The sequence below is a fragment of the Micromonospora sp. NPDC005257 genome (assembly GCF_042872445.1).
Taxonomy (GTDB): domain Bacteria; phylum Actinomycetota; class Actinomycetes; order Mycobacteriales; family Micromonosporaceae; genus Micromonospora.
In genome coordinates this window covers 596,309-619,743 of the sequence record NZ_JBIAKL010000003.1, presented here as the reverse complement: position 1 = coordinate 619,743, position 23,435 = coordinate 596,309, and the positions used below count along the sequence as shown (strand labels likewise).

The 23,435-nt window shown below is 73.9% G+C and carries 20 protein-coding genes; 11 read left to right on the top strand and 9 right to left on the bottom strand.

Going from position 1 to position 23,435, the window contains the following annotated elements; all coding sequences use genetic code 11:
- Positions 1 to 904 precede the first annotated feature (904 nt).
- Positions 905 to 1,906 (top strand): NAD-dependent epimerase/dehydratase family protein, encoded by a 1,002-nt coding sequence (locus ACFYO8_RS09690; protein ID WP_357711587.1) that lies wholly within the window; start codon positions 905 to 907, stop codon positions 1,904 to 1,906.
- Positions 1,907 to 1,997: 91 nt separating this feature from the next.
- Here ACFYO8_RS09690 and ACFYO8_RS09685 read toward each other — a convergent pair whose 3' ends face one another.
- Positions 1,998 to 2,972: an Acg family FMN-binding oxidoreductase gene (locus ACFYO8_RS09685; protein ID WP_354874712.1), complete on the bottom strand. Its 975-nt coding sequence runs from the start codon at positions 2,970 to 2,972 to the stop codon at positions 1,998 to 2,000.
- Positions 2,973 to 3,158: 186 nt separating this feature from the next.
- On the opposite strand from ACFYO8_RS09685, the gene ACFYO8_RS09680 reads away from it, so the two are divergent.
- On the top strand, positions 3,159 to 3,797 hold the full coding sequence (locus tag ACFYO8_RS09680; protein WP_354874710.1) for a response regulator transcription factor: 639 nt from the start codon (positions 3,159 to 3,161) through the stop codon (positions 3,795 to 3,797).
- 7 nt (positions 3,798 to 3,804) lie between these two features.
- Here the strand turns inward: ACFYO8_RS09680 and ACFYO8_RS09675 are convergent, their stop codons facing one another.
- Both ACFYO8_RS09675 and ACFYO8_RS09670 read right to left on the bottom strand, forming a co-directional pair.
- A complete protein-coding gene (locus tag ACFYO8_RS09675) occupies positions 3,805 to 5,472 on the bottom strand; it encodes a GAF domain-containing sensor histidine kinase (RefSeq protein WP_387188893.1) in 1,668 nt (555 codons plus the stop codon).
- 93 nt (positions 5,473 to 5,565) lie between these two features.
- Positions 5,566 to 6,576 carry an Acg family FMN-binding oxidoreductase gene (locus ACFYO8_RS09670; protein WP_354874708.1) on the bottom strand — a complete coding sequence of 337 codons (1,011 nt, stop codon included), beginning with the start codon at positions 6,574 to 6,576 and terminating at the stop codon, positions 5,566 to 5,568.
- 119 nt (positions 6,577 to 6,695) lie between these two features.
- On the opposite strand from ACFYO8_RS09670, the gene ACFYO8_RS09665 reads away from it, so the two are divergent.
- Positions 6,696 to 9,044: a heavy metal translocating P-type ATPase gene (locus ACFYO8_RS09665; protein WP_354874706.1), complete on the top strand. Its 2,349-nt coding sequence runs from the start codon at positions 6,696 to 6,698 to the stop codon at positions 9,042 to 9,044.
- Position 9,045: 1 nt separating this feature from the next.
- Here the strand turns inward: ACFYO8_RS09665 and ACFYO8_RS09660 are convergent, their stop codons facing one another.
- From ACFYO8_RS09660 to ACFYO8_RS09645, 4 genes are all read right to left on the bottom strand, one after another.
- A complete protein-coding gene (locus ACFYO8_RS09660) occupies positions 9,046 to 9,912 on the bottom strand; it encodes a universal stress protein (RefSeq protein WP_354874704.1) in 867 nt (288 codons plus the stop codon).
- On the bottom strand, positions 9,909 to 12,287 hold the full coding sequence (locus tag ACFYO8_RS09655) for a phosphoketolase family protein (RefSeq protein ID WP_355015236.1): 2,379 nt from the start codon (positions 12,285 to 12,287) through the stop codon (positions 9,909 to 9,911). The genes ACFYO8_RS09660 and ACFYO8_RS09655 overlap by 4 nt, the downstream gene beginning before the upstream one ends.
- A gap of 79 nt (positions 12,288 to 12,366) precedes the next feature.
- Complete coding sequence (locus tag ACFYO8_RS09650; protein WP_354874702.1) at positions 12,367 to 13,173, bottom strand: universal stress protein; 807 nt, start codon at positions 13,171 to 13,173, stop codon at positions 12,367 to 12,369.
- An 81-nt stretch (positions 13,174 to 13,254) separates the two neighbouring features.
- Positions 13,255 to 14,055: a PP2C family protein-serine/threonine phosphatase gene (locus ACFYO8_RS09645; RefSeq protein WP_387256918.1), complete on the bottom strand. Its 801-nt coding sequence runs from the start codon at positions 14,053 to 14,055 to the stop codon at positions 13,255 to 13,257.
- Between the two features lie 98 nt (positions 14,056 to 14,153).
- On the opposite strand from ACFYO8_RS09645, the gene ACFYO8_RS09640 reads away from it, so the two are divergent.
- From ACFYO8_RS09640 to ACFYO8_RS09610, 7 genes are all read left to right on the top strand, one after another.
- The gene (locus ACFYO8_RS09640) at positions 14,154 to 14,390 is read left to right on the top strand and encodes an HTH domain-containing protein (RefSeq protein ID WP_354874698.1); all 237 of its coding nucleotides are present in this window, start codon (positions 14,154 to 14,156) and stop codon (positions 14,388 to 14,390) included.
- Positions 14,390 to 14,965, top strand: a complete 576-nt coding sequence (locus tag ACFYO8_RS09635) for a Clp protease N-terminal domain-containing protein (RefSeq protein ID WP_355096326.1) — start codon at positions 14,390 to 14,392, stop codon at positions 14,963 to 14,965. The genes ACFYO8_RS09640 and ACFYO8_RS09635 overlap by 1 nt, the downstream gene beginning before the upstream one ends.
- A gap of 95 nt (positions 14,966 to 15,060) precedes the next feature.
- Positions 15,061 to 15,204, top strand: a complete 144-nt coding sequence (locus ACFYO8_RS09630) for a hypothetical protein (RefSeq protein ID WP_354874694.1) — start codon at positions 15,061 to 15,063, stop codon at positions 15,202 to 15,204.
- A gap of 100 nt (positions 15,205 to 15,304) precedes the next feature.
- The gene (locus ACFYO8_RS09625; protein ID WP_354874692.1) at positions 15,305 to 16,312 is read left to right on the top strand and encodes a diacylglycerol kinase family protein; all 1,008 of its coding nucleotides are present in this window, start codon (positions 15,305 to 15,307) and stop codon (positions 16,310 to 16,312) included.
- A complete protein-coding gene (locus ACFYO8_RS09620; protein WP_354874690.1) occupies positions 16,305 to 17,306 on the top strand; it encodes a YihY/virulence factor BrkB family protein in 1,002 nt (333 codons plus the stop codon). The genes ACFYO8_RS09625 and ACFYO8_RS09620 overlap by 8 nt, the downstream gene beginning before the upstream one ends.
- 99 nt (positions 17,307 to 17,405) lie before the next feature.
- Positions 17,406 to 18,896 carry a phosphatase PAP2 family protein gene (locus ACFYO8_RS09615; RefSeq protein WP_354874688.1) on the top strand — a complete coding sequence of 497 codons (1,491 nt, stop codon included), beginning with the start codon at positions 17,406 to 17,408 and terminating at the stop codon, positions 18,894 to 18,896.
- Between the two features lie 4 nt (positions 18,897 to 18,900).
- The gene (locus tag ACFYO8_RS09610) at positions 18,901 to 19,698 is read left to right on the top strand and encodes an endonuclease/exonuclease/phosphatase family protein (RefSeq protein WP_354874686.1); all 798 of its coding nucleotides are present in this window, start codon (positions 18,901 to 18,903) and stop codon (positions 19,696 to 19,698) included.
- A 384-nt stretch (positions 19,699 to 20,082) separates the two neighbouring features.
- On the opposite strand, the gene ACFYO8_RS09605 is transcribed toward ACFYO8_RS09610, so the two are convergent.
- Both ACFYO8_RS09605 and ACFYO8_RS09600 read right to left on the bottom strand, forming a co-directional pair.
- Positions 20,083 to 20,781: an alpha/beta fold hydrolase gene (locus ACFYO8_RS09605; protein WP_354874684.1), complete on the bottom strand. Its 699-nt coding sequence runs from the start codon at positions 20,779 to 20,781 to the stop codon at positions 20,083 to 20,085.
- Positions 20,778 to 21,740 (bottom strand): TIGR03557 family F420-dependent LLM class oxidoreductase, encoded by a 963-nt coding sequence (locus tag ACFYO8_RS09600; RefSeq protein WP_354874682.1) that lies wholly within the window; start codon positions 21,738 to 21,740, stop codon positions 20,778 to 20,780. Before ACFYO8_RS09600 ends, ACFYO8_RS09605 begins: the two co-directional genes overlap by 4 nt.
- Positions 21,741 to 22,045: 305 nt before the next feature.
- Here ACFYO8_RS09600 and ACFYO8_RS09595 point away from each other — a divergent pair, with 305 nt between their 5' ends.
- Positions 22,046 to 23,422: a cellulase family glycosylhydrolase gene (locus tag ACFYO8_RS09595; protein WP_387190758.1), complete on the top strand. Its 1,377-nt coding sequence runs from the start codon at positions 22,046 to 22,048 to the stop codon at positions 23,420 to 23,422.
- The last annotated feature ends 13 nt before the right edge of the window (positions 23,423 to 23,435 follow it).

The following is a 23,435-nucleotide window of genomic DNA, read 5'->3' as shown; positions in this document are numbered from 1 at the left end:
CAGAACGCTCTTCCGCAGAATCGTGTTCATGATGAGGGCTCCATTCGGGGGATCGACGCCCACACCGACGGGGGATCGGCGCGGGTGCGAGCACCACGTCAGGCGCTCAAAAGGTCTTCGGGGGAACCGGCCGCTCGCGGGGCAAGGGGATGCCACGTCGCGGCGCCGGAGACATGTCCAACGACCCACCACCCGGCATCATTCCCGAGGGCCACACACCAGCGGGGAGCAGCGCGGGCCGTCACGTCGTCGTGGTGCTCGGTCGTTCACCCGATTACAACGCCACCCACCCGCCCACGATTCCGCCACCAGAGTGCCGCCCACCACCCCCGACCCGGACACCCGCCCACACACACCAGATCCTCGCCGCGCCCAGCCGGGCGCCTCGCTCTGCGCCCCGTGATCAAGGAGTTTGCGGCACCTTCCAGCGCCCGCGAGACCACAAACTCCTTGATCACCCCCGGAGAAGCCCTCCCCAGGCGCCCACCACAGGGTCGATCATGAGTTTAGCTGCGACAAATCGGACACAAAGCCGCCGCTAAGTTCATGATCGACGCCTCGGGGTGGGCCGAATCGGAGGGCGGAGCGGGGCCGGCGCCGATCTTGACGGGCGGGCCCTGCGGGTGTCCCATTTGCACGTTATGCGGGGCGCAGAGTGCAAGATCGCGGGTGACCCGGGGCGAGGCTTGTTCGGAGGGCTCGGAACTCGCCGTGATCTCGCCTGAGCGGTCAGGGCGAGGGCCGCGTGGAGCCCGACAGCGCGGCAGTTGCTCCGCTCACTGGGCGCAGGCGCCGGCCGGTCGCGCGGCGCGGCCCGCTGCCGACCGCGGGTTCTGCCGTTGGCAGATCCGCTGACCGTGAACAGGGCACGCAGTACCCGACACGGGGCGGCAGGCTGGGACTCATGCGACTCCTGATGCTCGGCGGTACGGGATTTGTGGGTGGTGCGGTGGTGGCCGAGGCGGTACGCCGCGACTGGCAGGTGACCGTGTTCAACAGGGGTGTGCACGGGCAGGTGCCGGACGGCGTACACCGGTTGCGAGGTGATCGGACCGTGCCGGACGGGCTGGCCGCGCTCACCGGCGGTGAGTGGGATCTGGTGGTGGACACCTGGGACGGCGCCCCGCGGGCGGTGCGGGACGCGGCGCTGGCGCTCGTCGACGCGGTGCCGCACTACGTCTACGTGTCCAGCGGGTCGGTGTACGCGCCACCCGTCACGCTCGGCAGCGGCGAGGAGTCGCCCACGGTGGCGGCCGACCCGGACGCCGACGACGGCGACTACCCGGCGAACAAGGCCGGCGGGGAACTCGCCGCGACGCGGGTGTTCGGTGACCGGGCGCTGCTGGCGCGCGCCGGGCTGATCCTGGGGCCGGGGGAGGACATCGGGCGGCTGCCCTGGTGGCTGCACCGGATCGCCCGGGGCGGCGACGTGCTGGCGCCCGGGCCGCGTGACCTGCCGATCCAGTACGTGGACGTCCGGGACCTGGCGACCTGGCTGCTGGACCGGGGCGCCGAGGGCGTCGGCGGGGCGTACAACGTGGTGAGTCGCACCGGGCACGCGACGATGGGTGACCTGCTCGACGCGGCGGTGGCGGCGACCGGGTCGGACGCGACGCTGCGGTGGACCGCGCCGGAGCCGGTCCTGGCCGCCGGGGTGGAGCCCTGGAACGACCTGCCGGTGTGGATCCCGCGCGGACACGAGTACCGCTGGCTGCAGGAGCGGGACGTCGAGCGCGCCTACGCGGCAGGGCTGGTCTGCCGGCCGGTGACCGAGACGGTCGCCGACACCTGGCGGTGGCTGCGCGAGGTGGGGCGCGTGCCGGACCGGGCGGGGCGGCCGGCGCGCGCCCCGGTCGGCCTGGCGCCGGAGCGGGAGGCCGCCCTGCTGGCCACGCTCCCGGCCTGAGGCCCGCGCGGCTCCAGCCGGGCCCGCACGGCAGCACCACGCCGCACGGGCGGGGGCCGCGCGGCCGGCCCGACCCGCGGAGGGGTACGGGTCAGGCCGACACGACCGGCAGGTCGAGCACCTCCTCGACCCGGCGGCGGGGGGTGGCGCGGCCCGGCTGGCCGTACCCGATCCGCATCACCATCTGCGGGGTGCCGAACCGGCCGAGCGACATTCGCAGCGCCTCACGTGCGGCCGGCACCTCGATCGGCTGGGACAGCATCGACACGCTCAGCCCGGCGTCGGTGGCGGTGAGCAGCACCCGTTGCAGCGCCTGCCCGGCCAGGATCTGGTCGGCCGAGGTGTTGCCGGCCGAGCCGATCACCGCGACCAGCGGCTCCGGCTCGAAGTCGCGGCCGGGGGCGCGGTTGCGGCCGCCGAAGCCGCGCTGGGGCAGCAGGTCCTGCGGCTCGCTCTGCGGTCCGCCGGCACCCGTCGGCACGCCGTCCGGGGCCGGCTCGGAGCGGATCCACTCGGCCCGTTCGGCCACGTACGCGGGGTCGCGTTCCAGCACGCGGTGGGCGCTGCGGGCGACCTCGGCGACGGCGTTGACGGCGCTCGTGCCGATCACCAGCTCCAACCAGCACTGCTCGGCGCGGGCCGCCTCGCCGAGCCGCCAGCGGGCCTCGGCGGGCACCGGGTCGGGCCAGAACGGCGCGCGGTTGCTGAACCGGTGGGGGATCGCCCCGTACAGGCTCTGCTCGACCGGGGTGGGACGGCGCGGTACGTCCGGCACCAGCCGGGCCACGACGTCCGGGTCGGCTGGGTACGGGCGCAGCCGGACGGTGGCCGGGGTGCCCGCGACGGCGAGTGCCAGCCGCAGGTTGAACAGGGCCGCTCCGGCGGCGATCCGTGAGCCCCAGCCGCTCGGGTCGGTGGCGGGCAGGCCGCGCAGCGGGTCGACGGCCACCTCGATGCCGCCGTCGACGAGCCGGAACCGCCACGGCTGGGTGTTGTGCAGCGACGGCGCCCGGACCGCGTCGGCGACCGCGGCCCGCAGCTGCTCGCCGGTGTATTCGGTCGTCATGGTGGTGCTCCCTCTCGTGCGGAGCCGGCTCCCCGGCCGGGTACACCACTACGGTGCGTCAGCGTGCGGCGCGGTGAGCAGGGCCGGAGGTCCCCACCTGGGCCCGGCCGTCGGTCCCGGCCGGCGCGGGCAGAACGGGACTTTCGACCCGTGCTAACGGGCCGGGAAAGCGGGTAGAAAGGACTGATGATCCGGGTGTTCCTGCTCGACGACCACGAGGTCGTCCGTCGTGGCCTTGCCGAACTGCTCCAGAGCAGCGGCGACATCGAGGTGGTCGGCGAGTCCGGCCTGGCCCAGGAGGCGGCCCGCCGCATCCCGGCGCTGCGTCCCGACGTGGCGATCCTCGACGCCCGGCTGCCCGACGGCAACGGCATCGACGTGTGCCGGGACGTCCGCGCCGTGGACTCCTCGATCAAGGGCTTGATCCTCACCTCGTACGAGGACGACGAGGCGCTGTTCGCGGCGATCATGGCGGGCGCCGCCGGCTACGTGCTCAAGCAGATCCGCGGCACCGACCTGGTGGACGCGGTCCGCCGGGTGGCGGCCGGGCAGTCGCTGCTCGACCCGGCGATCACCACTCGCGTGCTGGAGCGCATCCGCAGCGGCGTGGAGCAGCCCCGGGAGCTGAAGTCGCTCACCGAGCAGGAGCGGCGGATCCTGGAGTACGTGGCGGAGGGGCTCACCAACCGGGAGATCGCCGGGAAGATGTTCCTGGCCGAGAAGACGGTGAAGAACTACGTCTCCAGCGTGCTGGCCAAGCTCGGCCTGGAGCGGCGTACCCAGGCGGCGGTGCTGGCCACCCGGCTGCTCGGCAAGAACACCTGACCGGCGCTCAGTCGAGCGGGGCACTCCAGCGCACCTCGGTGCCGCGCGGCTCGGCCCGGCGCAGCGAGAACTCGCCGCCGAGCCGCTCGGCCCGCTCGCGCAGGTTGATCAGGCCGCTGCGGGCCGCCTCCGGGTCGCAGCCGACGCCGTCGTCGGTGACGGTGACCTCGACCCGGCCGGAGCCGACGCGTACGCGCACCGACACCCGGCCGGCCCGGGCGTGGCGTACCGCGTTCGACAGCGCCTCGCGCAGCACTGCGGTGAGTTCGGGGCGCAGGTCGTCCGGGACGGCGCTGTCGATCGGGCCGACCAGTTCCAGCTCGGGACGGTAGCCGAGCAACTCGGTGGCCACCTCGATGGCCTCGCGGATCTCGGTGCGCAGCGCCGCGCTCATCGGGGTGCGCAGCTCGAAGATGGTGCGGCGGATGTCGCGGATGGTGGCGTCCAGGTCGTCGACGGCCTGGTTGATCCGCCTGGCCGCCTCGGGGCGGGCGTTCATCGCGCCGCTCTGCAGTTGCAGGCCGGTGGCGAACAGCCGCTGGATCACCACGTCGTGCAGGTCACGGGCGATGCGTTCGCGGTCCTCCAGGACCACCAGCAGTTCCCGCTCCTCCTGCCCGCGGGCCCGCTCCATGGCCAGCGCGGCCTGCCCGGCGAAGCTGGCGAGCAGGGTGAGGTCGTCGTCGGCGGCGGGACCGTGGTCGGGCCGGTAGCCGATCACCAGCACGCCGTGCAGCGTGTCCGCGGCGGTCAGCGGGGAGAGCACGGCCGGCCCGGCGACCACCGGCCGGGGCCAGGGCGCCGCGGCGGCGAGGTTCTCCACCTGGTCGTGCCGGCCCGACGTGGCGGACGCCGCGAAACTGGTCTCGGCGGCGGGCAGCACCGCGCCCACCAGTTCCCGGGTGACCGGGTCGGGGCCGTCGACCACCTCGACGGTGAACTGCGCCTCGTCCTCGTCGTAGAGCAGCACCAAGGCCAGTTCGGCCTCGGCGACCTCGCGGGCGCGGCGGGCCACCAGGCTCAGCGCGTCGGTACGGCGCACCTCGCCGAGCAGCACCGAGGTGATCTCCGCGGCGGCGGCCAGCCAGCGTTCCCGCCGGTGCGCCAGCGCGTAGAGGCGGGCGTTCTCGATCGCCACGCCGGCCGCGGCGGCGAGCGCCACCACGATCTCCTCGTCGTCCTCGGTGAACTCGGTCGCGCCCTGCTTCTCGGCCAGGTAGAGGTTGCCCCAGACGTGGTCGCGGATGCGGACCGGCACGCCGAGGAAGCTGTGCATCGGGGGGTGGTTCGGCGGGAAGCCGTACGAGTCGGGGTGCTTGGTGATGTCCGGCATGCGCAGCGGCTTCGGGTCGTCGATGAGCAGACCCAGCACGCCCCGGCCGTGCGGCAGCTCGCCTATCTTCGCGTGCAGCTCGGGGTCGATGCCGTGGACGATGAAGTCGTGCAGCATGCGGTCCGGGCCGATCACGCCGAGCGCGCCGTAGCGGGCGCCGGCCAGCTCACACGCGGACTGCACGATCCGCTGCAACGTGCTGCGCAGGTCGAGGTTGGAACCGATGCCGACGACGGCGTCCAGCAGCGCCCGTAGCCGCTCGCGGCTGGTCACCACCTCGCCGACCCGGTCGAGCATCTCCTGGAGCAGTTCGTCCAGGCGGACGCGGGACAGCGGGGTCAGCCCGAGCGACGGCGCGACGTGCTCGTGCGAGGGCTGGGGTTCGGCGGCCACCCGGCGATGGTATCGCCCGGTGACCGCCGTGATCGAGACCGGTCAGGAGAGCTGGTCGCGGACCGCCGAGGTGTCGACTGTCTGCGCGACGTCCAACCGGGGGGTGTGCGGCGGGCCGGCGTGCACCGGGTCGGCCACGCCGAGCCGCATGCTGAGGTACGGGAACCCCAGGCCGGCGAGCATCTGCCGCAGCACCTCACGGGTGCCCTCGACCTCCACCACACCGGACAGCGGCACCAGCGACACCCCGTGCCGGGTCGCGGCGAGCCAGGCGGCGGAGAGCGCCTCACCGGCGCGCAGCCAGCTCAGCGTCTCGTCGTCGGAGCCCCAGAGGATCCCGTACACGGCGGTCTTGTCGTGGCCGGGCCCGACCGGCAGCGAGCCGGCGCGGCCGAAGTCGCGGGCCGGAACGGTCGTCTGCGGGGCCTGCTCGGGCAGCACCTCCGGCGGCAGCCCGGTGCCGGTGCCGGCCCGGCTGGTCCAGTACGCCAGCTCCTCGCGCAGCTCGGGGCTGTCCGCCTCGACGGCGGCGGCCTGCTGGGCGGCGCTGGCGAGCTGGATCTTCTGAGTGTCGTCGAGCAGTTGCAGGTTGACGCCCTCCAGCGTGGCGGCCCGGTCGATGTCAGCGAGCGCGGCGGTGGGGATCTGCTCGTCGCTGACCGGCCGCCGGTCGGTGTGCCGGACCCGCATGCACTGCACGAGGTGCATGGCGTCGGGGTCGGCGCCGGTGTGCTTCAGGCCGGTGATCCGGGCCAGCAGGTCGGGTTCCTTCGCGTCGGGCAGCCGCTCCACCACCGGGGTCCAGCCCTCGGCGGCCAGCGCCACCCGGGCGTGGTGCAGCGCGGCGCCGCAGCTCACCACCAGCAGGTGCCCTTCCGGGTCCATCGCGCTGAGGTGCCGTTCGCGGACCACCCGCAGCTCCAGCGCGTCGGGCAGGACAGTCCAGTGCCACGGCTGCGTGTTGTGCACCGAGGGGGCGTGGCCGGCCATTCCGGCGGCCTCCGCGAGCGCGGTGGTCAACGGGCGATCGGCAGCCGGCGTCTCGTGGCTCATCGTCACGACCTTTCCTGTTTTCCCCATCGTGCCCCACGCGCGGGTGGGGACGCCGTTCCATCCCCCGGATTACCCGCATCGCCCCGCCCGTCCCACGTCCGGGCTGAGACGATCCCCACGTGGGAACCGAACCGGGCGAGTGCGTACCCGAGCAGCCGTCCCGCGCCCCGCGGCGGGCCTGGATCGAGTGGGCGCCGCTGGTGCTGCTCACAGTGGCCGTGCTGGCCGGGGCGGCGCTGTGGTTCGCCGGTGCGCACGACGCCGCCCGGCTGATCTGGGCGGCGGTCACCGTGGTGGCCCTGGTGCCGGCGGCCTGGACGACGCTGCGCCAGCTCTGGCTGCGGCAGTTCGGCGTGGACGTCATCGCGGTGCTGGCGCTGCTCGGCGCGTTGCTGGTGCGGGAGTACCTGGCCGGCGCCGTGATCGCGGTGATGGTGGCCACCGGGCGGGCGCTGGAGGAGTACGCCCAGCGCCGGGCCACCCGCGACCTGCGGGCGCTGCTGGAACGCGCGCCGAGGCAGGCCCGCCGGCGTACCCCGGACGGCGGCATCGAGGTGGTGCCGCTGGACCGCGTCGCGGTGGGGGACCGGCTCGTGGTGGGACCGGGCGACGTGGTTCCCGTCGACGGCGTGGTCGAGGAGCCGGCCACGCTCGACGAGTCGGTGGTGACCGGCGAGTCGCAACTGGTCACCCGCGCGGCGGGGGAGGAGGTGGCCAGCGGCGTGGTGAACGCGGGCGCGGGCTTCGGGCTGCGGGCCCGCCGCAACGCGGCGGAGAGCACCTACGCGGGCATCGTCCGCCTGGCCGGCGAGGCCACCGCCCGCAAGGCCCCGATGGTACGGCTGGCCGACCGCTACGCCGCCGCGTTCGTGCCGTTCACGCTGGTGCTGGCCGGGCTGGCGTGGCTGCTGTCCGGCGACTTCACCCGGGCGGTGGCGGTGCTCGTGGTGGCCACCCCGTGCCCGTTGCTGCTGGCCACCCCGATCGCTGTGGTCTCCGGCCTGTCCCGGGTGGCCCGGCGCGGCGTGCTGGTCCGCGACGGCGGGTCGCTGGAACAGCTCGGCCGCGCCCGTACCCTGCTGCTGGACAAGACCGGCACGCTCACCGCGGGCCGGCCCCGGGCGTCCGAGGTGGTGGTGGCGCCGGGCGGCGACCGGGACGAGGTGCTGCGGCTGGCCGCCTCGGTCGAGCAGCTCTCCCCGCACGTGCTGGCCGCCGCGCTGGTCCGGCAGGCCCGCGAGCGCGGGCTGGCGTTGGCCGAGCCGACGCAGGTCACCGAGGAGCCGGGGCACGGGGTGAGCGGGCGCGTCGACGGGCGGATGGTGCACGTCGGGCAGCTCGGCGGCGAACCGCCGGAGTGGGCGGGCCGCGTCGGTGAGCGTGCCGAACGGGCCGGGCGCTCCGCGGTCTGGGTCAGCGACGACAGCGGGCCGCTGGGCGCGATCCTGCTGGAGGACCCGGTCCGCCCGGACGCCCGGCGGACCGTGCGTCGGCTGCGCGAGGCGGGCCTCGACCGGCTGGTCATGGTGACCGGCGACCGTCCCGGCACGGCCCGGCAGGTGGCGCAGATCGTGGGCGTGGACGACGTGATCGCGCGGTGCTCGCCCCAGGAGAAGGCCGAGCGGGTACGCCAGGAGTCGGCGCGCGCGGTGACGGTGATGGTCGGTGACGGCGTGAACGACGCGCCCGCGCTGGCCGAGGCACACGTCGGGGTGGCGATGGGCGCGACCGGGGCGACCGCCTCGGCGGACGTGGCCGACGCGGTGCTCACCGTGGACCGGCTGGACCGGCTCGCCGACGCGGTCGAGATCGCCCGGTACGCCCGCCGCATCGCGGTGCAGAGCGCCACCGTCGGGATGGGCCTGGCGGTGCTGGCGATGCTGGTGGCCGCCGCGGGCCGGCTGCCCCCGGTGGCCGGCGCGTTCCTCCAGGAGGGCATCGACGTCCTGGTGATCCTCAACGCGCTGCGCGCGCTCGGCGGCGGCCTGCGGCGGCGTGACCTGCCCGCGCACACCCGCGAGCTGCTGGACCGGTACGCGGGCGAGCACGGCGGCGTCCGCGACGTGCTGGCCCGGCTGCGCGACACCGCCGACCTGGTGGCGACCCGCCCGGACGACCCGGCGTGCCTGCCGGCGCTGCGCGAGGTGCACCGGCGGCTGGTCGACGAGGTGCTGCCGCACGAGGCGGCCGAGGACCGGCAGCTCTACCCGGCGTTGGCCGGCCCGCTGGGCAGCGCGGAGGCGACCTCCACGATGAGCCGGGCGCACGTGGAGATCGTGCGGCTGGTGGAGCGGATCGGCGGGCACCTCACGGCGCAGCCGGACGGCCGGCTGCGCCGTGACGAGATACCCGATCTGCTGGCCGCGCTCTACGGCCTGGACGCGGTGCTGCGCCTGCACCTGGCCCAGGAGGAGGAGGACTACTTCTCGCTCAACCCCGACGAGGGCTCCACCGCGTCCGGCCGCTGAGTCAGCGCTCGCGTACCACGGCGACCGGGCAGTGCGAGTGCTGGATGAGCTGCTGGCTGACCGAGCCGAGCAGCATGCCGCGCAGGCCGCCCCGGCCCCGGCTGCCGACCACCACCAGTTGTGCCGACCGGCTGGCCTCCACCAGCAGCGCCGACGCGCTGCCGGGCACCGCCTCGATCCCGACCGGCACGTCGGGGAAGCTCGCCCGCCACGGCGCCAGCTCCGCCTCGGCGGCGGCCCGTTCGCTGGCGGCGACCCGCTCCGGGTCGAAGTCCGGCGGCACCCACCGCTCACCCGGCGGCTCCCAGGCGCGCAGCACCCGCAGCGGCACGTCCCGCTGCGCGGCCCGCTCGACGGCGAAGCCGAGTGCCCGTAGCGCGGACTCCGAGCCGTCCGAGCCGACCACCACCGGTCCGGACGTGGCGGCCTGGCCGTCGCGGACCACCACCACCGGGCAGTGGGCGTGCGCGGTGACCGAGACCGCCGTGGAGCCGGCGAGCAGCCCGCCGAAGCCGCCGTGGCCCCGGCTGCCGAGCACCAGCATTCCCGCCCCGGCGGACCGCTCCTGGAGCACGAGCGCGGGCGGTCCGTCGAACACCTCACCGTGCACGGTCAGGCCCGGCCGTTCGGCGGCGGCGTCCGCCGCCGCCTTGCGCACCAGTTCCTCGACCTGCTGCCGGGCGGTCTCGTCCGGCCACACCCCCGGCGCCACTGCGGGTCCGACCCAGCCGGTCACCGTCAACCACTCGAAGACGTACGCCAGGCGTACCGGCCGCCCCGAGCGGCCCGCCTCGTCCAGCGCCCAGTTCAGGGCTACCGCCGCGTCGGCGGAGCCGTCGTAGCCGACCAGGATCTCGTCGTCACTCATTCGTCACTCCTCACGGCCGGGTCGTTCTCGCGGATCCAGCGCCACTCGGCGACCCGCGGGTCGTCCTCACCGTAGCGGCGGGTGTGGTCACGGCAGGACCGGCGGGTGTCCACCATGTCCTGGCGCAGGTGGGCGGCGCGCGACCGCAGCCCGGGCACCCGGTCGATCACGTCGATGACCAGGTGGAAGCGGTCCAGGTCGTTGAGCATCACCATGTCGAACGGCGTCGTGGTGGTGCCCTCCTCCTTGTAGCCGCGTACGTGCAGGTTCTCGTGGTTGGTGCGGCGGTAGGTGAGCCGGTGGATCAGCCAGGGGTAGCCGTGGTAGGCGAAGATGACCGGCTTGTCGGTGGTGAAGATGGTGTCGAACTCGTTGTCCGGCAGGCCGTGCGGGTGCTCCGACGGCGGTTGCAGGCGCATCAGGTCGACGACGTTGACCACCCGCACCTTCAGGTCCGGCAGGTGCCGGCGCAGCAGGTCCGCGGCGGCGAGCGTCTCCAGCGTCGGCACGTCGCCGGCGCAGGCGAGCACCACGTCCGGCTCGGCGCCCTCGTCGCTGCTCGCCCAGTCCCAGATGCCCAGGCCGCGGCGGCAGTGCTGGATCGCCTCGCCCATGGTCAGCCAGTTCGGCGCGGGCTGCTTGCCGGCCACCACCACGTTGATGTACTGCCGGCTGCGCAGGCAGTGGTCCATCGTGGACAGCAGCGTGTTGCCGTCCGGCGGTAGGTAGACGCGGACCACCTCGGCCTTCTTGTTCACCACGTGGTCGATGAAGCCCGGGTCCTGGTGGGAGAAGCCGTTGTGGTCCTGGCGCCACACGTGGCTGGACAGCAGGTAGTTCAGCGACGCGACGGGCTCCCGCCAGGGGATGTCCCGGGTCACCTTCAGCCACTTGGCGTGCTGGTTGACCATCGAGTCGACGATGTGGATGAACGCCTCGTAGCTGGTGAAGATGCCGTGCCGGCCGGTCAGCAGGTAGCCCTCCAGCCAGCCCTGGCACAGGTGCTCGGAGAGCACCTCCATCACCCGGCCGTCCGGGGAGAGGTGGTCGTCGCCGGGCACCTCGGTGCCGACGAACGCGCGGTCGGTGACCTCGAACGCCGCGCCGAGCCGGTTCGAGGCGACCTCGTCCGGGCCGAACAGGCGGAACGTCTCGGGATTGCGCACGATCACGTCGCGTACCCAGGGGCCGAGCACACCCGTCGCGCCGGCCATCGGCTCACCGGGCGTCGGTACGTCGACCGCGTAGTCGCGGAAGTCCGGCAGCTCCAGGTTGCGCAGCAGCCTGCCGCCGTTGGCGACCGGGTTGGCGCTCATCCGGCGGTCACCGGTGGGTGGCAGCTCGGTCACCTCGGCGACCGGACCGCCGGTGGCGTCGAACAGCTCCTCCGGCCGGTAGCCGCGCATCCACCGCTCCAACTCGGCCAGGTGCTCCGGGTTGTCCCGGACGCCGGAGATCGGCACCTGGTGGGCGCGGAACGTGCCCTCGACCTGCTTGCCGTCGACCCGGGACGGCCCGGTCCAGCCCTTCGGCGTCCGCAGGACGATCATCGGCCAGCGGGGGCGCTCGACGCGCTCACCGGAGCGGGCCCGGCGCTGGATCGCGGCGATCTCGTCGACCGCCCGGTCGAGCGTGCCGGCCAGCAGCCGGTGCACGGCCGCCGGGTCGTCGCCCTCGACCAGGTACGGCTCGTAGCCGAAGCCGCGCATCATGTCCCGCAGGTCCTCGCCGGGGATCCGGTCCAGCACCGTCGGGTTGGCGATCTTGTAGCCGTTGAGGTGCAGGACCGGCAGCACCGCCCCGTCGCGGGCCGGGTTCAGGAACACGTTCGACAGCCAGCTCCCGGCCAGCGGGCCGGTCTCGGCCTCGCCGTCGCCGATCACGCAGGCCACCAGCAGGTCCGGGTTGTCGAACGCGGCGCCGTACGCGTGGCTCAGCGCGTACCCCAGCTCGCCGCCCTCGTGGATCGAACCCGGCACCTCCGGCGCCACATGGCTCGGGATGCCGCCGGGGAAGGAGAACTGCCGGAACAGGCGCTGCATGCCGGTCGCGTCCCGGGGGATGTGGTGGTACAGCTCGCTGTAGGTGCCCTCCAGCCAGGTGTTGGCCACCAGCGCGGGGCCGCCGTGGCCGGGGCCGGTGACGAAGATGGCGGACAGGTCCCGCTCGACGATGACCCGGTTGAGGTGCGTGTAGAGCAAGTTGAGCCCGGGGCTGGTGCCCCAGTGGCCCAGCAGGCGCGGCTTGACGTGCTCGGGCCTGAGCGGTTCACGCAGCAGCGGGTTGTCGAGCAGGTAGATCTGGCCGACGGTCAGATAGTTCGCCGCGCGCCAGTACGCGTCCAGCCGGCGTACCTCGTCTTCGGTCAGGGTCACATCTTCCTCCTCGGCACGTCCAGCCTCGACCTCGGCAAAGGGTGCCGGTCAGGGCCGTAGGTCCCGCCCCGCGCGGGCGTCACGACCCGTCCCCGGCGTCCGCGGGTAGTCCCCGTACGACGATCAGTGGGGCCGGCGAGTGGTACAGCAAGGACTGGCTGACCGCGCCCAGGGTGGACCCGAGCGGCCCGTCACCCCAGGCGGCCACCACCGCGAGCTGCGCCGCGTGGGACCGGTCGAGCAGGACGGGTCCGGGCTCACCGTGGACGGTCTCGCAGTCGGCGGTGACCCGCGGGTGCCGCCGGGCCTCCCGGGTGACCGCCTCCTCCAGCCGCCCGTCGTCGCGGTCGCCGGAGTCCGGCTCGATCACCCGGACGGCGAGCAGGCGCGCGCCGCGGTGTTGCGCGCAGTCGAAGGCATACCCGAGGGCGGCCCGCGAGCTGGCCGAGCCGTCGAAGCCGACCAGCAGCGGCCCGGGCGGGGCCGGCTCGGTGCGGCCGACCAGCACCGGGCAGGTGGCCCGGGCGGCCACGTCCACGGCGGGCGTGTCGGCCGGTACGCGGGCCGGGTGCGCCGAGCTGCCCCCGTCACCGAGCGCGATCAGGAACGCGGTGTCGGCGACCCGCAGCAGCGCCTCGACCGGGGAGCCCTCGACGATCCGGCCGCTGACCGGCACCCGCGGCGCGCACTCGGCAGCCACCCGTCCGGCGTTCTCCAGCACGTTCTCCGCGTCGGTGCGGGTGCCGCCGGCCCAGTTGAACGCGTGCAGCAGGTGCAGCGGACGGTCGTGGGCGGCGGCCTCGGCGGCGGCCGTGCGGACCACCGTCAGGTCGGCCTCGGCGCGGCCGACGCCGACCACCACCGCGCCGTGGCTGGGTGCGGCCACCCGGCTCACCTCCCGACCCTGCTTTTCACCCACCGTAGTCGCGGGACCGGGTGCGCCGGAGCGGGTCGGCGGAACTGGCGGTCAGCGCGGGGCGGGCAACGCCGGGTGTACGCGCAGCACGACTGCTGTGGCGTTGTCCTCGCCGCCCTCGTCCAGGCTGGCGGCGAGCAGGGCCTCGGTGGTGCGCGCCGGGTCCCGCCGCGCGGCCAGCAGGTCGCGTAGCCGGTGGTAGCCGAGCTGGTCGCTGATGCCGTCGGTGCACAGCAGCCAGGTGTCGCTCCGGCGCAGCGGCACGGCGAGCAGGTCCGGCTCGGGCCGGTCCGGGTGGCCGACGTAGCGCAGCAACTGGTAGCGCGCCCGCGCCGCCTCCGGCGAGTCCGCCGGCCACCAGCCGTGCAGCAGGCCGAGCCAGGCCATGGTGTGGTCGACGGTGACCAGTTCCAGCAGCCCGTCGCGCAGCCGGTACGCCCGCGAGTCGCCGAGCTGGACCAGCCAGCCCTGGCCGCCGTCCGGTTCGGCCACGAACGCGGTGAGCGTGCACCCGGTCAGGCCGGCCTGCGCGGCGCCGGCCTGGCGTACCCGCCGTTGGGTCTCGGCGACGGCGGCGCGCAGCGTGGCGGCGCCGACGGCGGGCCAGCCGGCGCGGACCCGCGCGGTGAACGTCTCGGCCGCTGTCGTGCCGGCCACCCGGCTGCCCTCGCCGTCGCCCATCCCGTCGCAGAGCACCGCGAGCGGCAGTTCGGGGTCGACGTGCAGCACGTCGTAGTTCTCCGGGTAGCGGTGCCCGACCACGCTGCCCCCGGCGATCTCCAGGCTGAGGCGGCCGACGGTGAGCCGGCGCGCGGACTCGACCGGCCGGTCCGGCGGACGGCGGCGGAACACCAGCGGACCGTAACACCGCTGCGGGCCGGGCAGCGGAAGGCCGGGTCGCGTGTCAACCAGGGTTGACAGGCCTCATGCTGTCAACCTACATTGACAGCATGAGTCAAGCGACGGAACTCGCGGCGGCGGCCGGCAGCACCGACCCCAAGGTCGGCCTGCGCGCCGTGCTCGCCCTGCGCCGGCTGCTCGAACGGCTCGAGGTGATCCAGGTCGACAACGCCCGGCGGCAGGGCTGGTCGTGGCAGGAGATCGCCGACGCCCTGGAGGTCAGCCGGCAGGCGGTCCACAAGAAGCACGCCGGACGGCCGGCGGTGCGTCAGAGCTGGGAGGCGTGATGTTCGAACGATTCACCAACCGGGCCCGGACCGTGGTGCACCATGCCCTCGACGAGGCCCGCAGCGAGGGGCGGCGGCCGGTCGGCACCGAGCACCTGCTGCTGGGCGTGCTCGCCGACCGCGACAACCTGGCGGTACGGCTGCTCGCGGCCGGTGGCGTGGAGGCCGACGCGCTGCGCGCCGCGGTGGCCCGCCACACCGAGCAGGGCGTCGACGGGCTCGGCGCGGCGGACGCCGCGGCGCTGCGCGAGATCGGCATCGACCTCGCCGCGATAGTGGCCCGGATCGAGGAGTCCTTCGGCCCCGACGCGCTGCGCGAGGCGACCCCGAGCCCGCGCCGGTGGTGGCGTCGCGGGACGCACCACGGCACGTTCTCGCCCCGGGCAAAGAAGGTGCTGGAGCTGTCGCTGCGCGAGGCGCTGCGGCTGCGCCACCGGCACATCGGCACCGAACACATCCTGCTCGGCCTGCTGCGCGAGGGCGACGGCCTGGCTGCCGTGGTGCTCACCGAGGCCGGGGTGGACATCGACGACCTGCGGCGGCGCGTCGACGCGGCGCTGCGCGAGGCGGCCTGACGCGTCACCGCCAGGACGCGGGCGGCGGTCGGCGACGTCCCCGCCGGCGGTTTCGTCGGCCCGAGCCGCTTCGGTGGGTCCGCGGACCCGCAGCGGTGACCGAGCCGTCCGCCGGAGCGAAGGACCTCGATGCGGCCGGACGGCTCTGGCAGGTCTCGGAGGAACTCACGCAGACCCGCTTTCCGCTCACGTACCGGCCGGCCGTGCCAGGTCAGGCGACCGGCGGCGCGACGGCCTGACGGCGGCCGGGCGCATCCGGTTCTCAAACCTGATTGCGGTCCTCGCAACGTCCCGCTGCGCCGGGTCGCCGTCACGCCCCGTGTCCTGCACACTGACGCCGTGGACGGTGCAGACGACAAGCGCCCGGTGAACGCGGATAACCGCACGCCGCGCTCGGCAGTGGTGGTCAACCCGGTGAAGGTGGCCGACCTGGACGAGTTCCGCCGCACCGTGGACGGCGCGCTCGACGCCGCCGGGTGGCCGGCTCCGACCTGGTACGAGACGACAGTCGAGGACCCGGGCCGAGGGCAGGCGGAACAGGCCGTCAAGGCGGGCGCCGAGGTCGTCTTCGCCTGCGGCGGCGACGGCACGGTGATGGCCTGCGTGACCGCGCTGGCCGGCACCGACGTGGCGCTGGCCGTGCTGCCCCAGGGCACCGGCAACCTGCTGGCCGCCAACCTCGGCCTGTCGAACGACCTGGCCGCCGGGCTCCAGGTCGCCGTCGACCGCGGGATGCGCCGCCTCGACGTCGGCGTGGTCGGTGACAGGTGCTTCGCGGTGATGGCCGGGATGGGCTTCGACGCCCAGATGCTCGACTCCACCTCGGAGACCACGAAGAAGCGGATCGGCTGGCCGGCGTACGTGGTGGGCGCGGCTCGTCACCTGCGCGACCGGCCGATGCGGGTCTCGGTGCGCATCGACGGCAAGCCGCCGCTGCGCCGCCGGGCCCGCTCGGTCCTGGTGGCGAACGTCGGGCGCCTGCAGGGCGGGGTACGCCTGCTCACCGAGGCCGAACCGGACGACGGCTGGCTCGACGTGGCGGTGCTGACGCCGCGCCGGCTGCGCCACTGGCTCGCGATGGGCTGGGCGGTGCTGCGCCGCCGCGACAGCGTGCCCCGGATGGAGGTGTTCCGGGCCCGCTCAATCGAGATCACCAGCACCCGGGCGCAGCCCCGGCAACTCGACGGCGACCTGATCGAGCCGGGCCGGTCGCTCAAGGCCACCATCCGGCCCGAGTCGCTCTGGCTCTGCGTACCGCGCCCCGAGGAGGACCCCGACCTGGCGGTGGACGCCGACGCGGTCGGCGAGCGCGGCGAGCACCTGGTCGAGGAGGCCCGCCGTGAGTAGCACGAAACTGGTCCCCGAGACCCGGCTGATGGCCGAGGACCAGCTCTCCGCCGACGACGCCTGGCACACACTGCGCCGGCACGGCGGCTGGTGCCTGCTGCGGGACGCCTTCGTCCGGTTCCGCTACGGCGACGGCTTCAGCCACTCCCGGGCGCTGGGCTTCCAGCTCTGCCTGGCGGTGGTGCCGTTCCTGATCGCGCTCACCGGCCTGATCACCGACCTGGGCGTGGACGAGGGCGGCAAGGTCGTCGCCGACACGGTGCTGGCCATCACGCCCGGTCAGAGCGAAGCCGTGGTGCAGGACCTGCTGACCGACGGCGAGCGCACCGAGGACGCCGGTGAATTGGCGCTGACGCTCGGTCTGCTCACCGGACTGGTCGCGCTGACCACCACGATGGCGCAGATCGAGCGGGGCGCGAACCGGATCTACGGCGTCGAGCGGGACCGCCCGGCGCTGCCGAAGTACCTGCGCGCCTCCATCCTCGCCGTGCTCGCCGGCGTACCCGCGCTGGCCGGCTTCCTGATCCTGGTCGGCGGCCGGGCGATGGGCGAGTCGGTACGGCGGCACTACGAGTGGGGCGACGTCGCCATGGCCACCTGGGACGTGATCCGGTGGCCCCTGAGTCTCGGCCTGACCGTGCTCGCCGTCGCGGTGCTGTTCCGGCACGCCCCGCGGCGCCGCCAGCCCGGCCTGTCCTGGCTGTTCTTCGGCGCGTCCATCGCGATCGCGCTGTGGTGGCTGGCCAGCCTGCTGCTCGCCGCCTACGTGAAGTACAGCGGCGGATTCGGCCAGACCTACGGCGCGCTGACCGGCATGATGGCCCTGCTGCTCTGGGCCAACCTGACCGGGATCGCGCTGTTCGGCGGGCTGGCCTTCGCCGCCCAGCTCGAAGCGATGCGCATCGGGGTGGAGGAGCCCGCCCAGCCGGACCTGTGGGAGCCGGAGGCGCAACGCGAGGAGCTGCTCGACACCGGTGAGATGACCTCGCTCTGACGCCACGCCGGTCGGGCGTGTACGCCGCGCCGGTCGGGCGTGTACGGGACACGCCGATCGGGTACAGCGCGCCTCGCAGAGGAACGAGGGAGGTGCGGTGTGACCGCGGTCAAGGAAGCCGGGAGCCGGCCGCTCAGCCATTTCGCCGAGCGGAGCCTCGCGGGCCTGCTCGCCGTGGCCGGCGCGGGAGTCGGGTTCGGCGTGCTGCTCATGCTGGTCCGGTTCCGCTGGAGCCCGCTGGGCGACGCCGACCACGCGGTGGCCGAGTGGTTCAACGACCTCGTGGCCCCGCACGGTCCGCTGGTCACCGTGCTCCAGGCGATCACCGACCTGGGCGGGCGGCCGGTGCTGATCTGGCTGGTCACCATCGCGGTGGTGGGCCTGCTGATCCGCCGCCAGTCGCGGCTGGCGGTCTACCTGATCGTCACCGGCGTGGGCGGGCTGATCCTCGACCCGTCGCTCAAGGCGCTGGTCGGACGGCTGCGCCCGGTGGTGGACGTCCCGGTCGCCGCCGCCCCGGGCAACAGCTTTCCCAGTGGCCACGCGCTCGGCTCGTTCGTCGCGTACGGGGCGCTGCTGCTGGTGTTCCTGCCGGCCATGTCGAAGCGCTGGCGCAAGCCCGCGATCGCCATCGTCGGTGTGCTGATCTTCCTGGTCGGGCTGACCCGGATCGCGCTGGGCGTGCACTACGTGTCGGACGTGATCGGCGGCTGGCTGCTCGGCGCGGCCTGGCTCGGCGTCACCGCGTACGCCTTCCGGCTGTGGCGGCGCGAGCGCGGCCGGCCGGTGCCGCCGCTGCGCGAGGGTCTGGAGCCGGAGGCGGGCGAGGAGCTGGCGCTCGCACCCGACGAGGAGAAGGTGCTGGAGCACCCCCGCTCGGCGGTGGCCGAGCTGCTGGTCGGCTGGGTGCTCGTCTTCGGGGCGCTCTACGCGTTCGGCATGTTCGTCAGCTACCACGCCAAGGGCACGTTCTTCCACACCCTCGACACCGAGGTGCCGCGCTGGTTCGCCGAGCGGCACACCGACGCGCTGACCGACCTGAGCTGGTGGTGGAGCAAGTTCGGCGACACCCACGCGATCCTGCTGGTGTCGCTGGTGTTCTGCCCGATCGTGCTGGCCCTGTGGCGGCGCTGGCGCCCGGTGCTGTACGTGGTGCTGGCGATGTTCGGCGAGCTGAGCCTGTTCCTGGCCAGCGCCCGGGTGGTGGACCGGCCCCGGCCGCCGGTGGAGAACCTGGACGGGCAGATGCCCACCTCGTCGTTCCCGTCCGGGCACATCGCGGCGACCATCTGCCTCTGGGTGGCCATGGCGATCATCGTGTTCCCGCGTACCGACAGGTGGTGGCGGTGGCTGTTCGTCGGCATGGCCGTGCTGATGCCGGTCGGCGTGGCCACCTCCCGGATGTACCGGGGCATGCACCACCCGACCGACTTCATGGGCGCGATCCTGCTCGGCGCGCTCTGGCTGTCGCTGCTGTACTGGGTGATCCGGCCCAACGCCGACGTGGCCGAGGGCAACCAGCCGGCGATCGAGTCCGAACAGGTGGACGAGCTGGACGACGAGCTGGCCAAGGCCGCGCGGCCGGGCTGAGCCGATGCTGCGGGTGATGACCTGGAACATCCGGACCGGCGGGCGGGACTCAGGCAGCGCCGACCGCCGGGACCGGATCGTCTCGGTCGTCACCGCGCAGCGTCCGGACGTGCTGGCGGTGCAGGAACTGCGCGGCATGGACGCCACGCTGGACGGCCTGGCCGATCGGCTCGGAATGGCGGCGCACCTGGCCCGGTCCTGCTTCGGGCAGCCGGTGGCGGTGCTGGTCCGCCCGCCGCTGCGGGTGCTGCGCGCCGGCCGGGTCCGCCGCCCGTTCCACCACGCCGCCGCCCGGGTGCGGGTCGCCACCGGCGCCGGGCCGCTCACCGTGGTCAGCACCCACCTGTACCCCTACTCGGGCGGGCGGCGGCGGATCGAGGCGGACTGGCTGGCCACGGCGATGCGCCGCACCGGGGGAGAGCTGGCCCTGCTGGCCGGGGACCTGAACACGCTGGAACCCACTGTCGACCACACCGCCCGGCTGGCCGGGCTGGCCACCGCGTACCGGCGGCGGCACCTGCGCCGCGACGGCCGTACCGTGGACACCCGCGCGGTGGCCCGGCTGATCGACGCAGGCCTGGTCGACCTGTGGCCGTGGTCCGGCGGCGACGAACCCGGCGGCCTGACCGTGCCGACCCGGCACGGCGGCGCCGAGTTCGCCGGGATGCGGCTGGACTACCTGCTCGCCACCCCGGCGCTGGCCGATCGGGTACGCGCGGTGCGGGTGGTCCGTGACGGCGACGCGGACACGGCGTCGGACCACTATCCGGTGCTGGCCGAGCTGGACCTCACGGCCGGCTGAACGACCCCGCCAGGTCGGCCACCACGAAGGCCGCGAAGATCAGGACCGCCGTCTCGCTGACCGGCCAGGAGTGCCTGGCTGCCGCCCACCCCGATGCCGCGCACGGTCACGCCGCCGCGGTCCTACAGGATGAGGTTGAGCAGCACGGTGAGCACCACCGAGGCGACGATCGAGAAGAGGATCATCAGCAGGCAGCCGAGCCCGCCCCCGGCGGGCCGGATCTCGGTGTTCCCGATACGCATGGCGTCAACTCCTCAGTGGGGTGGTGAGCAGGCCGTGGACGGCGTCCGCGACCTGGGCCGGTGCGGTGGTGACCACGTTGTGCGCCGCGCCCGGGACGGCCACCGTGCGGGCGTCCGGCACCAACCGGGCGACCTGTTCCCGCTAGGCGGCCGGCGCGACCGGGTCGCGGGCGCCGGTGAGCACCAGCGTGGGTGCGGTGATCCGGGCCAGGTCCTCCTCGACCGCGTTGCGGACGGAGTGGGACAGCGTGGCGAACACCCGCCAGGGCCGGGCGTCGGTCACGTCGCGCAGCAGGATCGGCGCCTGCCACGTCGCCTCCCGCAGCGTGTCCCGCAGCCACCGGCCGATCAGGGCGTGCCGGGACCGGGCGGCCGGGTCGCAGGTCGGGCCGGCCAGCACCAGCGCGTTCACCAGGCCGGGGTGGCGGGCGGCGAGCGAGGCGGCCACCTCCGCGCCGAAGGAATGGCCGAGCAGACAGACCGGACCCAACCGGTACGCGGCGAGCCAGTCGACCAGGAACGCCACATGCCGGTCCACGTCGTACGCGGCGGCGGGGCGTTCGGTCAGCCCGAAGCCGGGCAGGTCCGGCACGTACACCTGCCGGCGCGGCGCCAGCGCGACCGCCAGCGGGGTGAGGTAGCGGTGCGACACGGCCAGGCCGTGCACCAGCACCACGGGCGGCCCGTCCCCGCCCGGGTCGCCGGAGCGGCGGGTGTGCGCCCGCAGCCCGGCGACCTGCCGGAACTCGCTCGTCAACCCGGCGGCCGGCCGGGGCGCGGCGAGCGCCAGGCGCAGGTCGGCCGGGCCGAAGCGCCCCGGCGGGGACGGCGGGACCGTCACAGCTCGCGCAGCCGGGGCAGCAGCTCCTCCTGGGCCCAGTCGAGGAACATCGGCTGGGTGTCGCCGCCCACCTGGATCAGCGCGACGTGGGTGAAGCCCGCGTCGACGAACTTCTTGAACGCCTCGACGTGCCGGTCGGTGTCCGGGCCGCAGGAGATGCCCTCGGCCACGTCCTCCTCCCGGACGAACTGGGTGGCCGCGTCGAACGACTCCGGGCCGGGCAGGTCGGCGTTGACCTTCCAGCCCAGGCCGAACCAGCGGAACTGGTCGTGCACGATCTTGCGGCACTCGTCCTCGTCCGGCCCGTAGCAGATGGCCACCTGCCCGTAGCGGGGGCGGCCCGCGCCGCCGGCCTCCTCGTACATGTCGATCAGGTGGGACAGCGGGTCGGTGGCGATCATGGCGTCGGCGTACTCGGCGGCGAGCGTCGCCGACTGCCGCCCGGACGCGGCCACCGCCATCGGCACCGGCCGCTCCGGCCGGTCCCAGACGTACGCGTCGGGCACGTCGAAGTGGTTGCCGGAGAACGTCAGCGTCTCGCCGTTGAGCAGCGGCCGGATGATCTGCAGCGCCTCCTCGAACATCTCGTGCCGCTGCTGCACGTGCGGCCACCCGCCCACCACGTGCTCGTTGAGGTTCTCCCCGGCGCCGAGGCCGAGCGTGAACCGCCCGTCCGAGAGCACACCGATGGTGCTGGCCTTCTGCGCCACCACCGCCGGGTGGTACCGCCGGATCGGACAGGTCACGAACGACATCAGCTCCGCCCGGCTGGTGGCGTGGGCGACCGCGCCGAGCACCGACCAGGCGTACGGGGAGTGGCCCTGGGACTCCAGCCAGGGGTAGTAGTGGTCGGACATGACCAGATGGTCGAAGCCGGCGGCCTCGGCGCGTACGGCGTGGTCGACAAGTTGCTTCGGGCCGGCCTGCTCGCACATGAGGGTGTAACCGACGTTGACCATGGCACGTCTCCTTCCCGGGCGGATCGTCCCGGGATACCCCACCCGGCGCGGGTCAACCCTGCTGTCCACTTCCCTGCTCGTCTTCGCCCGGATTCCTTAACCGGTTCAGCGCGTGTGGCCCGTCAAACGCTCTCGCCTCCCGGCTCGTCCCGCTTAACCGGTTGCTTCGCGCCTTCCATCGCCCTACGCTGATGCCTGCGTCCGTTCGGGAACCGGGCGGCGGCTACCGGGCTCAGTCGCCACCACCTCGTCACCGTCACCGCACCCCCGCTCGGGCACGGGGGAGACTTCCCCTGAGGACAGCCATGAAGAAACTGCTCTCCGTCGCGGGCGCCGCCCTGCTGACGGCCCTCGCCGCCGTCTTCGCCCTCGGGCAGCCGGCCCAAGCCGCCACCGGGTTCTCCGTCTCCAACGGTCGGCTCTACGACGCCAACGGCGTCGAGTTCGTGATGCGCGGGGTCAACCACGCGCACACCTGGTACCCGCAGCAGACCAACTCGTTTCGCGACATCAAGGCGCTCGGCGCGAACACCGTCCGGGTGGTGCTGGCCAGCGGCGACCGCTGGACGAAGAACAGCGCCGCCGACGTGGCGAACGTGATCTCGCTGTGCAAGGCCAACCGGCTGATCTGCGTGCTGGAGGTGCACGACACCACCGGGTACGGCGAGGACGGCGCCGCCACCACGCTGGCCAAGGCCACCGACTACTGGCTGAGCATCGCCGACGTGCTCAAGGGCCAGGAGAAGTACGTCATCGTCAACATCGGCAACGAGCCGTTCGGCAACCAGGGCTACAGCGCCTGGACCACCGACACCTCGAACGCGATCAAGCAGCTGCGCGCCGCCGGCCTGACCCACACGATCATGGTGGACGCGCCGAACTGGGGCCAGGACTGGTCGTTCACCATGCGCGACAACGCCGGCACCGTGTTCGCCGCCGACCCGCAGCGCAACACCGTGTTCTCCATCCACATGTACGGCGTCTTCGACACCGCCGCCGAGATCAGCGACTACCTGGGCCGGTTCCGGGCAGCCGGGCTGCCGATCGTGGTCGGCGAGTTCGGCTTCAACCACTCGGACGGCAACCCGGACGAGGACGCCATCATGGCGTACAGCCAGGCCAACGGCATCGGCTACCTGGGCTGGTCGTGGAGCGGCAACGGCGGCGGCGTGGAGTACCTGGACATGACCACCGCGTTCAACCCGGCCCAGCTCACCAGCTGGGGCCAGCGGATCTTCAACGGCGCCAACGGCATCGCCGCCACGTCCCGCGAGGCGTCGGTCTATGCCAGCAGCACCCCGACCGCCAGCCCGACGACCAGCCCCACCGCCAGCCCGACGGTCAGCCCCACCCCGCCGCCGGCCACCACGCCCCCGCCCTCGGGCGGCTGCACCGCCACCTACACCGTCGGCAACTCGTGGCAGGGCGGCTTCCAGGGCGAGGTCAAGGTGACCGCCGGAGCCGCGGCGATCACCGGCTGGACGGTGCGCTGGACGTACGCCAACGGCCAGTCCGTCACCCAGGCGTGGAACGCCAGCGTCAGCAACAGCGGTTCGGCGTACACCGCCCGCAACGTCGACTACAACGGCCGCCTCGGCGCCGGCGCGAGCACCAGCTTCGGCTTCATCGGCACCTCGCAGGGCACCAACTCCACCCCCGCGGTGACCTGCACCCCCGCCTGACCGCCGATCCGAT